Origin of the sequence: Polaribacter glomeratus (genome assembly GCF_002954665.1) — a bacterium.
In the GTDB taxonomy this organism is placed as follows: Bacteria; Bacteroidota; Bacteroidia; order Flavobacteriales; family Flavobacteriaceae; genus Polaribacter; species Polaribacter glomeratus.
Map to the genome: position 1 here is coordinate 46,173 of NZ_MSCM01000002.1, position 11,793 is coordinate 57,965.

11 protein-coding genes are annotated in these 11,793 nt (G+C 29.3%); 2 read left to right on the forward strand and 9 right to left on the reverse strand.

The window, feature by feature from the left end; translation table 11 throughout:
* From BTO16_RS17630 to BTO16_RS10300, 5 genes are all read right to left on the reverse strand, one after another.
* On the reverse strand, nt 1-1,314 hold a 1,314-nt coding region (locus BTO16_RS17630), incomplete at its 3' end, for an immunoglobulin-like domain-containing protein (protein WP_170064450.1).
* 174 nt (nt 1,315-1,488) lie between these two features.
* On the reverse strand, nt 1,489-2,049 hold the full coding sequence (locus BTO16_RS10285) for a response regulator transcription factor (protein ID WP_105021603.1): 561 nt from the start codon (nt 2,047-2,049) through the stop codon (nt 1,489-1,491).
* Between the two features lie 18 nt (nt 2,050-2,067).
* Nucleotides 2,068-2,985, reverse strand: a complete 918-nt coding sequence (locus BTO16_RS10290; protein ID WP_105021604.1) for a DUF1566 domain-containing protein — start codon at nt 2,983-2,985, stop codon at nt 2,068-2,070.
* Nucleotides 2,986-2,987: 2 nt separating this feature from the next.
* Nucleotides 2,988-3,458 carry a T9SS type A sorting domain-containing protein gene (locus tag BTO16_RS10295; protein WP_105021605.1) on the reverse strand — a complete coding sequence of 157 codons (471 nt, stop codon included), beginning with the start codon at nt 3,456-3,458 and terminating at the stop codon, nt 2,988-2,990.
* 319 nt (nt 3,459-3,777) lie between these two features.
* Nucleotides 3,778-4,302, reverse strand: a complete 525-nt coding sequence (locus BTO16_RS10300; protein ID WP_105021606.1) for a GTP-binding protein — start codon at nt 4,300-4,302, stop codon at nt 3,778-3,780.
* A gap of 81 nt (nt 4,303-4,383) precedes the next feature.
* Between BTO16_RS10300 and der the strand changes: the two genes are divergently transcribed.
* Together der and BTO16_RS10310 are read left to right on the forward strand one after the other, a co-directional pair.
* Entirely contained in the window at nt 4,384-5,694 is a 1,311-nt protein-coding gene (gene der / locus BTO16_RS10305; protein ID WP_105021607.1) for a ribosome biogenesis GTPase Der, read from the forward strand.
* 77 nt (nt 5,695-5,771) lie between these two features.
* Nucleotides 5,772-8,159, forward strand: a complete 2,388-nt coding sequence (locus BTO16_RS10310) for a GAF domain-containing protein (RefSeq protein WP_105021608.1) — start codon at nt 5,772-5,774, stop codon at nt 8,157-8,159.
* A 2-nt stretch (nt 8,160-8,161) separates the two neighbouring features.
* Here the strand turns inward: BTO16_RS10310 and BTO16_RS10315 are convergent, their stop codons facing one another.
* The 4 genes from BTO16_RS10315 to BTO16_RS10330 form a co-directional block, all read right to left on the reverse strand.
* A complete protein-coding gene (locus BTO16_RS10315) occupies nt 8,162-9,370 on the reverse strand; it encodes a Pycsar system effector family protein (RefSeq protein ID WP_105021609.1) in 1,209 nt (402 codons plus the stop codon).
* 289 nt (nt 9,371-9,659) lie between these two features.
* Nucleotides 9,660-10,373: a DUF2490 domain-containing protein gene (locus BTO16_RS10320; protein ID WP_105021610.1), complete on the reverse strand. Its 714-nt coding sequence runs from the start codon at nt 10,371-10,373 to the stop codon at nt 9,660-9,662.
* Nucleotides 10,370-10,987 (reverse strand): DUF4956 domain-containing protein, encoded by a 618-nt coding sequence (locus tag BTO16_RS10325; RefSeq protein WP_105021611.1) that lies wholly within the window; start codon nt 10,985-10,987, stop codon nt 10,370-10,372. The genes BTO16_RS10320 and BTO16_RS10325 overlap by 4 nt, the downstream gene beginning before the upstream one ends.
* 2 nt (nt 10,988-10,989) lie before the next feature.
* Nucleotides 10,990-11,754, reverse strand: coding sequence for a polyphosphate polymerase domain-containing protein (locus tag BTO16_RS10330; RefSeq protein WP_105021612.1), 765 nt, complete (start codon nt 11,752-11,754; stop codon nt 10,990-10,992).
* Nucleotides 11,755-11,793 lie beyond the last annotated feature (39 nt).

Here is an 11,793-nt window from a genome sequence, read left to right on the forward strand (position 1 = left end):
ATTCGATTTTACTATAACTATTCTTTCAACAGTTATTGCAGTATTAGAATTTGCATCCGTAACATTATAAGAAACAAGATAACTACCTGCAGTAGCAGTGTTCACATTTGATGTATTTGTAATATTGCTTATTAAGGCTGAATCAGGGTCATAATTATCTGTTGCTGTTGCTCCTAACTCATTATATCCTTTTCCTATTTCTACAATTTGAGGATTAAGTCCAACTAAAAATATTTCTGGTAGAGTTGTATCTACTACATGAACTGTTTTTGTAATTTCATCCGCAACATTCGACTCAGAATCTACCACATTATAAGTAGCAGTATAAGTGCCAACTAATGAACTATTAACATTTGAAATTACTTGAATGTTAGCTGTTAAAGCAACATTATCATCATAATTATCCGTGGCAATTGCGCCAGTTAAATCATCATATACACTAAAAACTTCTATTGTTTGTGGATTTGATCCTGCTAAAGTAATTACAGGTTTTGTAACATCTACCACATTTACTGTTCTTGTTACTATTATTGCTGCATTAGTTGCTACATCAGAAACGGTATAATCTACGGTAAAACTACCAACAACTCCTGTATCCTGATTATTTACAGTTGACACTACTAATAAAGTATTAGCAGCATCAACATTATCTGTTGCCGTGGCTCCTAATTCTGTATAATTTGTGCCTACTTCAATTATTTGTGGGTTAGCACCAGATAAAGTAATTACTGGCTTTATGGTATCTGGTATAGGAACCTCCATTATAATTTTGATTGTTACACTTGAACCTGGACCAAAATAATCCATCCAACCACCGTTATCATTTCTAACAATAAAAGAGTTAAGTCCGGCAGGAATGTTATCAACCGCTCCACCTATATTATTTGTATATGGCTCACCATTAACCCATTCAAAAATCCCTTCTGAGGACTCAAACGCGCCAATTAAAAGATTATCTTGATTACCCTGCGCTTGCATCTGAGCAAATATATGATCATTTTCAGCAGTAGTAGTAATAACTGCTAAATGACCGCCAACAGCATTTGTTGCTATTATAGCATCGTCCCAAGTATATGCGATATCAGAAATATAATAACTACTGTTATTATATTGTTCAAGAGAACTAAATCCCGAAATTATAGGTGATGTTGTAGTTACCGCAGCAAAATCAGATACGGTCTTTTGATTACTTTTAAAGTCATTTTTAACAACTGTAAAAATGTCATTCTCAAAAAAGAAATTGTCATTATTACCAAAAGTGGTTGAAATTGCAAACAAGAAGCTTACAAAAACTAGTGTAATTTTTTTATTCATGATAGTAGGGTTTTTATACTTTAATTCTTTTCAAAGCAAACTTTACAAAGGGCTTAACCTTAGTAGTTTACAAAATTCGCAATAAAAAATTACAAATCCCACATCATATACAATGTTAATGAACCTCATTAATGAGTAATCTAACGCTACATTATAACTATTTATCGAAAAAGATTAAATTAATCCGCTTTTTATTGCAAAGCTTATAAGTTGCGCAGTGTTTTGACAATTAGCTTTTTCCAACATAGTTCTTCTATATGTATCTACAGTATGTTTACTAATAAATAACTTTTCTCCAATACATTGGCTACTTAAGCCATGAGACATTTCTCTAATAATTTCTAACTCCCTACTATTTAAGTTTATCTTAAACTTTGCATTAAATCGATGTAAAGATTTTTTTAACTCGTCTATAGAAATGGGTTTTACTAAATAGTCAAATACTGCAACTTTTAATGCTTTTATAGCATAATGAGAATGTGGTGAAACCAATATTATTTTTACTTCTTTACTGTATTTATTAATTTCTTCCGCAAGTTCTAAACCCGATATACTTGGCGTTTCTATCTGCACAAAAGCCAAATCTACATCGTTTTTTAAAAGAAAATCTAATCCTTTATTAGCGTCATCAAAAATCTCAATAATTTCTACCTCATTAAATTTTGACAGAAGGGTTTTAAGCCCTAGTAGAGAGTTTTCTTCTGAGTCAATTAAAACTGCTTTTATTATTTCCATCTGAAAAATTTAATTATTTTAAAAAGATCTAATTGCTCTTACATTATTTGCAAAACTTTTAAAAATAATTGATTCTTGTCCGTTAGATAAATCAAGACCCCATGCATCATTAACTGAATTTTCTGTTGAGCTCCAGTAAACATCATTTACAAAACTCTCACCTTCATTAGCTATAGCTGTAAGATTTATTATTTCTTTATTTTCATACATTAAATATAGTTCAAACTTGCTAGGCAGATACCAATCTCCATAAGTCCTATTGTTCTCTGTAATTTCTAATTCATTGCAGAGTCTTGCAGCATAAAGCTCTCCATCATCCCCTAAAATAACGTGTGTAGAAATTATAATTGAATTATTTGCTTTACCAGCGTAAAGTCCATTTCCTTTTGCCTGTGTGCTACCAAAAGTACCTGCAAACCATTTTATAGCGTTAATTTGATTTTTTTTTGAGCAAACTAAACCATGTTGACCAGTTTCATCAACCCAAAAAACGACACCTCCATATAAAAAATCACCTACTTGATAATTTGGCACATTATCTGCCGCTTTTGCATGCAATGCATAAGGCACGCTTAATAATTGGCTGGTTCCTGAAATGGTGTAATTTGTAGCTCCTGTTGGGTCAGTTTCTGTTTTTATAAAATACTTATCAGCGCCCCATTCTATTGTAGAGAAATCACCTGTAACTTTTCCGCCGAAACCAATTTCTATGGTTACTAAGCCATTAACATTCGTTGTTACCGAATGAGATTCAACATAAATTGCAGCTCCTGATAGCGTACCTTTTAAAATACTTATTTGAATACCTACAGACTGATTACTAACCAAATTACCATCCGCATTTCTAACAATTGCTTGATAGCTCATTTTTTCTGGAGTTTGAGAAAAACAAATTGCTGATATAGCTAGCATGGATATTAAAAATATTTTTTTCATAATTAATTTTTTATAATTTTAAAAACTTTAAGCTGTTTGTTATTCTGATTCACTTTTAAAAAATACACACCAACAGAAAAATCTTTCATTGCTACCTCTGTATTCTCTTTCTCTACATTTCCTTTTTTAATCAATCGTCCACCCACATCAAATATTTGATATGTTAATGCTGTTAAATTATGATCTGTTAAAGCCAAAACAATTTTATCTTTGGTAGGATTAGGGTATATAATAGCTTGTAAAGTGAGCGTTTTTAAATCTGGATTTACCAAGGTAAATAATTCGATACTTTGCTGAATGCCTTGCGTAACAGAGCCATTATTACCCAAACTAGTAGTAGTAATCATTTGGCCAATAGTATAACTAACTGAACCGCTAGCGGCTATATCACCACCAGCAGTAGCAATTGTTTGTTGAGCAAAGAGTAAAAAAGTTGTTGATACAAAGATAATGCTTAGTAAAATTGTTTTCATAAGTGAGGATTACATACTAAAAACATAATTGTTTATGGTCTTTAAGAAAAGAACAGTAACTTAATTAACGAGATTAATACTTTAAGTTTGGTATACAATAATAAACAAAAAAAAGTACAAATGATAAAAGATAGGGTATGAAGTTTCTAATCCTTTCATTTTAAAAAAAACCTAAAAACATGATAAACAGATTTTTAAGTATGTTTTACAGGGTTATTAACTTTAAATAAAATCAAAAAAAAGGGGGAAAATCCCCTGAAGAAAAAGAAAAAATCTTACTTCTTAGCATTAAAAGTTTAAAACACAAAAGACTAACCGTTTAATTATTAATTACTTTTATCATAAAATGATGCAACTTTGTCATTTGATTTTTACTAGTATCTTTTCCTATTTTACCTAAAAAATAAAACAGTATCCAAATTAATGGCAAAAAGACAACCATCATTAAAGGAAAGAAAATAGGCTCATTTAACGATACATTTGTATAGAGCAGCGCACCAAACCCCAAGAAAGAAACACCAATTATAAAATGAAAAAACATAAAAAGTGTCCAAACTTGTGGTTTGGGTCCAAATAATGCTTTTAAGAGTGATTTATTTTCTGCTTCTTCTAAGATTTCTAGATGCAATTGTGGCGACCAAAAGTGTTCATCCTTTTTAGAAACAGAAATAAAAACATGACCATCTACAATATTCCCTAAAAAAGCACAGTCTACTTTCTTAAATTCATCAGAAAATTTTTGAAGTATTTTATCGCAATTTTCATCTAAAGGTATTGTAAACCTTGGTCTTAGAAAAATTTCGCTATTTCTCGTTTCAATTAAAATATTCAATTTTTCATCCATAAAAACCCATTTTATAACTGTTTAAATTTACAATAATTTTTCGTTTAGTAAATTGTATCTTTGCAAAAAATTTCAATTCAAATGAATAGCATAGTTGCCATTGTAGGAAGACCAAATGTAGGAAAGTCGACACTTTTTAATAGATTGGTTCAAAGAAGAGAAGCAATTGTAGATTCTGTTAGCGGAGTTACAAGGGACAGACATTATGGAAAATCTGATTGGAATGGAAAAGATTTTTCTGTTATTGATACAGGAGGATACTCTATTGGCTCTGACGATATCTTTGAAGAAGAAATTAGAAAACAAGTAAAACTTGCCATAGAAGAAGCCGATTTAATTGTTTTTGTAGTAAATGTAGAAGACGGTATTACACCTATGGATGCTGAAGTTGCAAAACTTTTGCGTAAGGTAAAAAAACCAATTTTTACTGTAGTTAATAAAGTTGATAATGCAATGCGTGAGCCAGATGCTGTTGAATTCTACAATCTTGGTTTAGGCGAATATTTTACAATTGCCTCTATTAACGGTAGCGGAACAGGAGAATTATTAGATGCTTTAGTTGCAGAAATGCCAGAACCAGAACCTCTTGATTTAGAAGCAGAAGCGTTACCAAGATTTGCGGTGGTTGGAAGACCAAATGCAGGAAAATCATCTTTTATTAATGCTTTAATTGGCGAAGAAAGAAATATCGTAACAGATATTGCTGGTACCACTAGAGATTCTATTGACACAAAATACAATCGTTTTGGTTTCGACTTTAATTTAGTGGATACCGCAGGAATCCGTAAAAAATCAAGAGTAAAAGAAGATTTAGAATTTTATTCTGTAATGCGTGCTGTTCGTACCATTGAATATTCGGATGTAGTTATTTTAGTGGTTGATGCTACTCGTGGATTTGAAGGTCAAGATCAAAATATTTTTTGGCTAGCAGAAAAAAACAGAAAAGGTGTTGTTATCCTAATTAATAAATGGGATTTGGTTGAGAAAGAAACAAATACCATGCGTGATTTCGAAGCAATGGTTAGAAAGCAAATACAACCTTTTACAGATGTACCAATTATATTTACTTCTGTACTAACAAAACAAAGAATATTTAAAGCTATAGAAACTGCTGTTGAAGTTTTTGAAAATAGAAAAACTAAAATTTCTACTAGTAAATTTAATGATACAATGTTAGAGATTGTAAAAACATACCCGCCACCAGCAACAAAAGGTAAATATGTGAAAATTAAATACTGTATGCAACTGCCTACATTAACGCCACAATTTGCTTTTTTCTGTAATTTACCGCAATATGTAAGAGATCCTTACAGACGTTTTGTAGAAAATAAATTACGTGAGATTTATAATTTTTCTGGAGTGCCAATCACCATCTATTTTAGACAGAAATAGGTTTTATTTGAAAGGATTGTATCTCAATTACGTCTACAAAATTAGTTTACGTAAATTTGCGGTAACAATACTATAGAATGAAAATCATAGCACCTAGTTCCGTTTCAAAAAAAGAATTACCCTTACAGTTAAACATTTCTTTTCAGAAAGTTTTTGTGTTGTTTCAAAAATACACAAATACCGAATATGCGCATCATCCATATCATGGTGCAGCAAAAGAAATGGTGCGTATTTTTGAAGAACATCCAGAACTGCTTAACGGATTCTCTGATATATCATTATTTAAAAAATACGAAACTCAAATAAATTTAGTATTAGATCCTTTGTTTCCAGAACCGCTGCTTTTGAACGAAATAAAAGCAGCAAGTATTCCTTTTTCTTTTACTTCATTTAAATTTACAGAACGGTTTGAAAACATTCTAAAAAATGCTGGTGAAGACTACGAATTAAACGTTCGTAATTTTGAGGATGATGATATGTATATTATGGCATGTACTTTTATTCTAGGCTTTGTGTATGGTTATAATGTAGATTTAAAAAGACCTTTTTATTTTGATATTCCAGACAAAACAACTGGAACAATGAAGTATTACAGAACTACTTTTAATGCAGATTTTTCTGAAATTACAGCCACAGAAAACGCTCCAAAAATAACAGAAAAAGACTTTAAAGAGCTCTTAAATAATTTTGACAACATTGATTTATGGAAAGAAAAATTTCCGCCAAATAGCTATATTTTTAGAGGCTTCGGATTGATTAATTTATTTGATGTTACTGCAGAAGAAATGTTGTCATCTATTAAAGCAAATTTATTAGCTGGCGGCCCACATTTATTATATCATCTTCAAAATAATTTAATAGATTTTTACGGAATTAAAGATTTAAAATTAGGTTATTCTATTTTTGATAATATCAATGCAAAAATTTGCGAAACAATTGTAAAAAAATCAAACAGTATTATTCTAAATAACCACGCAGAAATTAAATGTGATTCTAATTATTTTTGTGATGCAGTTCTACAAAAAGTATTCAAGAATCATGAAACGTTTATTATTTCTGATATCGAAGAATATGGTTTAGCAACTAACAAAAACCCGTTTTATCAAAATCTAAAATTAGTAGGCATAAAAAGCATTATCTTAATACCAATAAAAGCGACTGCAAATGGTGATTTAGCATTGCTAGAAATCGCATCACCAAGAGCTTACGAATTAAACTCGGTAAACGTAAATAAATTAAAAGACATTATTCCTGTTTTTGAAGCAGCCGTAAAAAGAACCGCAGAAGAGCGTCAAAATGTTTTAGAAGCAACCATTCAAGCAAATTACACGTCTATTCATAGTTCTGTAAAATGGCGATTCTATCAAGCTGCAGAACAATATCATTTAGATTCTCAAAGTGATGAAAACGCAAAATTAGACGAAATTATTTTTAATGATGTGTATCCTCTATTTGGACAAAGTGATATAAAAGGCTCATCAGACGCAAGAAATATTGCGATCAAAGAAGACTTAACAACGCAACTTAGTTTGGCAATTAATGTTCTTAAAGATGCTTGCAAATATGAAACTTTACCTATTTATGATGAACTAATGTTTCGTGTTTCCGCTTATTTATCCGATGTAAAAAAAGGTTTGAATGCTGGTGATGAAATAACAATTTTAGACTTTTTAAAACGCGAAATTTATCCTATTTTCAATCATGTAAAAACAATTAATTCAGCACTTTCTGAACAGGTTTTCATTTATATGAAACGCCTAGACAGTGAGTTAGGTGTTGTTTATGAAAAAAGAAAAGAGTATGAAAATAGTGTAAACCTTTTAAACGATAAACTTTCTAAATTTATTGATAAAAAGCAAATTCAGGCACAAGAAATGTATCCTCATTATTTTGAAAGATACAAAACAGATGGCGTAGAGTACAACATGTATATTGGACAATCTATTACAAAAGAAGATTCTTTTGATGATATTTACTTGTACAATTTACGTTTATGGCAATTGCAAATAATGTGCGAAATGGAAAATGTTGCTTTTTCTGAACGTAAAAATATGATTGCAGATTTACGAGTTGCCTCCTTAATTTTGGTTCACAGTAGCCCAATGGCTATTAAATTCAGGATGGATGAAAAACAATTTGACGTTGATGGCGCCTACAATATTAGATACGAAATCATTAAAAAAAGGATAGACAAAGCTAATATAAAAGGCACAAACGAACGCTTAACAGTACCTGGTAAAATTGCCATTGTATATTCTCAAGAAAAAGATGCTTTAGAGTATTTAAAATACATTTCTTATTTACAATCTAAAAATCAATTAGGTGTAATTGAAAACCTAGAATTAGAGGATTTACAAGGCGTTACTGGCTTAAAAGCATTGAGAGTTGAAGTGATTTATCAAAAAGATTTTGATGCAAAAAACACCATTACTTTTAATGATTTAATTAAAGAAATTGAGGCTTAGTTTTATAAAAAAGTCCCTGTTTCCTTTATTTTAAATGCAATCGCAAACGCAAGCACACTTATAATGATCCCAATCATAAAAACGGTATAGGTAATTCTTAATATTTTGTATTTTCTATTTAACACCAATCCTAAAAAATATAAATCTTTGGTTAAAGAACCATATAAATAGTCTCTGTCTTGCATCATTTCTGTAATTCCCCATTCAAAGTCACCTAATTTCATTTGATGGAAATTTCCAAAAAACAAAAGATTCACTTTTTTATTGGCTACATCTTCTTTTGTAAACTTGCCTCGAGTAACATTAGGTCTTGTTGCTAAAATTGATAATATAATAGAAGCCACCGTAAAAGTAACAAACACAATAGTTGGTATAATTAGGTAATTATTAGACGTATTATCTAGTTTTGGCAATAAATTAGACAACGCCAAAGAAACAATAATTGCGTTTACCGATAGTAAAATATTAGCTTTTGTGTCTGCAATATTACTTAAAGTCATATGGTTTTTTAAGGCAACTCTAAACATGGTCTCCACCCCTCTTTCTGGCACATTACTTTTATTTTTTTTAAGATCTAGTGCTTCCTTTTTCTGATTAAATTTTCTATTTTCTTCTTTAATTTTCTTTAAATCTTTTAATAAAATTGCTATGTTTTTACTTTTAGTTATAGACCAATTTTTTAACGCAAAGTTAGTATAATAGCGATGTTTCTGTGTTAAAAACTCCAAATTAATAGTAGTCCACTCCTCATCAGAATACATTTTATTTTCAGTAATTTCCCATTCTTTTCTTAATAATGCTGTTTTGCTCTCGAAGTTCTTACTACCTAAGTGTGCACAATCTGCATCAATAATTATTTTTTCTAGATCGTTTATAGGTTTATAACCCCTTTTTGTAGCTAAAATAATGTTAGAAATTATTTCTATTCTTTTGGTTTCAATAGCATGCTGCGTTAAAAAATGAGTCAGAATTCGCACACTTTCTTCTTCATGATTTTGTGCTCCTTTTATAAAGCCAGTGTCATGAAACCAAACTGCTAGTTGCAAATTTTCGAAAGAAATTTCATCAACTTTTAAATTTTTTGCTAGTTCATTTGCTTTTTCTAAAACACTTTGTGTGTGCACTAAATTATGGTATACATAAATAGTAGCTAACTGTTCATTTAATAAATCGATAACGTAATTTTCTGCATCAACTAAAAATAGGCTCATATAAATGTATTTAAAACAAAAATAAGCAATTAAAATTTGCTTATTTGCCTTGCTAATTTATTATGAATTTAAACTATGCTTTCTAAGAAATTGAAGTTGAATAATTTATTAAAGGTGAGAAGTTCTTTAATTAGAAATATGGTAGAAAATTAATTTTACAGCTTTTATTAATACTCAAAATACTGATTATTAGTTTTTTTTTAAAAAAACAACTAACGAGAACTTTACGATTAATTAAACTCTATTAATAGTATGTATTTAGTTTAAAAAGGGAGCTTTAATCATTAATTTAATTAATTGAATAAGAATAGCTAAAGCCAAGAATATGTAAATTTTCGTTCTTAAAATATTTTATTATATTTTCTTCATAACGATAATAAATGCCAAATTTTCCAAAATTTTTAAACTTATAGTCTGTACCAAAAGTTAATCTTATTTTATCTAAATTTAATTCTCTAACTTGTTGTACATTTTCTAATCCGCTAAAAAGTTCTACAGAAAACTCTGGATCTAATGCCCATTTACGTATGTTATATTCTAAATCTGTTTTAAATCTCACTGTTTCTTTTGGTAAATTGACTTCTGTGGTAGGTAGATTTAATTCTTTTTTATTTTGGTAACGCAACCTGTGCGATAACGTAAACCTTTCTATATCGTATTTAAAACTTGCATCTATATTAAATCTAAAATGACTCTCATAACCTTGTTTTTTACCTACGTTGTCATTCTCTTTTATAAATCGAGCTCCTCCACCAATTTCAAAATCTTTTATTATTTCGTATTGAAGGCCTACTTCTGTAAAATACTCGTCTGTTACTGCTGCATCTTCTTTTAGTCTCAAACTCTGTTCTACACTAATTTTTAATTTCTTTATTGGCGAATAATCTACACCTAAAGAACTCCATATTCCAAAATCTGAAGTATCTACTTGAGAAAATATTGAGCTATAAATTAAGAGAAAACAACATACTATTTGTAATCTGTTTATTTTAAACTTAATCATTTTATTTTTTTAATTACTTGATTGTTGTAAAAAATAGTAATGGTTGCACTATCTTTTAAAAAATCTATATCACCAATTATTAGCTTATTAATTGCAATACCTGTTCTATTTTCTAGATCAGATTTAAGCAGCTCATAATTTTCTGGCTTAATATTTTCTATGTTTTCGTAAATAATTACTTTTGTAATTTCATGCTTTAAATGCCATACTTTTTCAATAATTACGATCGCGAAGACGATAGCCGAATTAGCAAAAATAATTTCAAAATAACTCATCTTTTTATTCACAAATGAGTTCATGATAGAAACACCAATCACTACAAATAAATAAGTCATTTCTTTTATCGGTATGGATTCTGTTCGGTAACGAATGATACCAAAAATGGCAAAAAGACCAAGGGCTAAACCTATGTCTAATTTAAATTTCTTTAGCGTAAAACATAGAAAGAAAACAATAATACTTATCATATAATAGGTAAACAAATAGTCTTTCCTTCCACTAGAGCTGTAATACAACCATCTAATGATTAATGTTAAAAAAAACATATTCATTAAGAATATTATTGACAATTTAAAAAAATCATCATCAAATAAAGGGATGTTTAAAAAATCCATAGTTAAGCAATTATTTTATTAATTTTAAGTAATTTATTTTTGAATAAATTTTGTTTTAAATTTGGATAAATATGAGTTACCCCAATACAATATTTACTTATACTGTAAGGCAGGTAATTAAATTTCTTTAATACTTTAACAATTGTGGCCGTTCTATCAAATTTACTTTGCTTTACTTCAATTACTACTAAGTTTTCGTAACTTTTCTCTGTATTATCTGAAGAGTAGGTTAATTTTAAATCGATAGTAGCTCGTTCTTTATCCTCTAAATTTACTAATGTAATTCGATTAAAACGGTTCCATAAACTAGGCTTTAATTCAAAATTTTGACGTGTTATTTTAAAAATAAAATCTTTTGAGGATGTAGATAAATCCGCTTCAAAATCCTTTAGTTTAATTCTAGATTTCTTCGTTTCTCCTTTACCGTTTTTTTGTTTAATTTCTAAAAAAGTTAGGTTGGAATCAACGTATTTACGTTGCCTTATTTTTGTTCTATTAACAATACCATTATGATGATCATGATAAAACTTAAATTCTGGTGTATCAAGATATAATGACATGTAATCCATTATCCTCTTATCTTTAATCTCTAAAACCCTGTAGGATTTTTGTAATTCTTTTAAAATTGAAGTTAGGTAAGAAATATTAACAATAAATTTAGTGTCAGTTCTTTTCATTAAGGCAACACTGTTCATTTCATTTAAAGATACACTATCAAATTGATGTATTACGCTCTTTAGATTCTCATATCTCTTACTTAAGTCCATTAACTAATTATCAAGTTATTAACTATTTTAAATAGAAAG

Excerpts from the sequence above, each read along its gene's own strand:
- BTO16_RS10285 (WP_105021603.1), bottom strand. The coding sequence starts at position 2,049 with ATGGAAATAATAAAAGCAGTTTTAATTGACTCAGAAGAAAACTCTCTA.
- BTO16_RS10290 (WP_105021604.1), bottom strand. The coding sequence starts at position 2,985 with ATGAAAAAAATATTTTTAATATCCATGCTAGCTATATCAGCAATTTGT.
- BTO16_RS10295 (WP_105021605.1), bottom strand. The coding sequence starts at position 3,458 with ATGAAAACAATTTTACTAAGCATTATCTTTGTATCAACAACTTTTTTA.
- BTO16_RS10300 (WP_105021606.1), bottom strand. The coding sequence starts at position 4,302 with ATGGATGAAAAATTGAATATTTTAATTGAAACGAGAAATAGCGAAATT.
- der (WP_105021607.1), top strand. The coding sequence starts at position 4,384 with ATGAATAGCATAGTTGCCATTGTAGGAAGACCAAATGTAGGAAAGTCG.
- BTO16_RS10310 (WP_105021608.1), top strand. The coding sequence starts at position 5,772 with ATGAAAATCATAGCACCTAGTTCCGTTTCAAAAAAAGAATTACCCTTA.
- BTO16_RS10315 (WP_105021609.1), bottom strand. The coding sequence starts at position 9,370 with ATGAGCCTATTTTTAGTTGATGCAGAAAATTACGTTATCGATTTATTA.
- BTO16_RS10320 (WP_105021610.1), bottom strand. The coding sequence starts at position 10,373 with ATGATTAAGTTTAAAATAAACAGATTACAAATAGTATGTTGTTTTCTC.
- BTO16_RS10325 (WP_105021611.1), bottom strand. The coding sequence starts at position 10,987 with ATGGATTTTTTAAACATCCCTTTATTTGATGATGATTTTTTTAAATTG.
- BTO16_RS10330 (WP_105021612.1), bottom strand. The coding sequence starts at position 11,754 with ATGGACTTAAGTAAGAGATATGAGAATCTAAAGAGCGTAATACATCAA.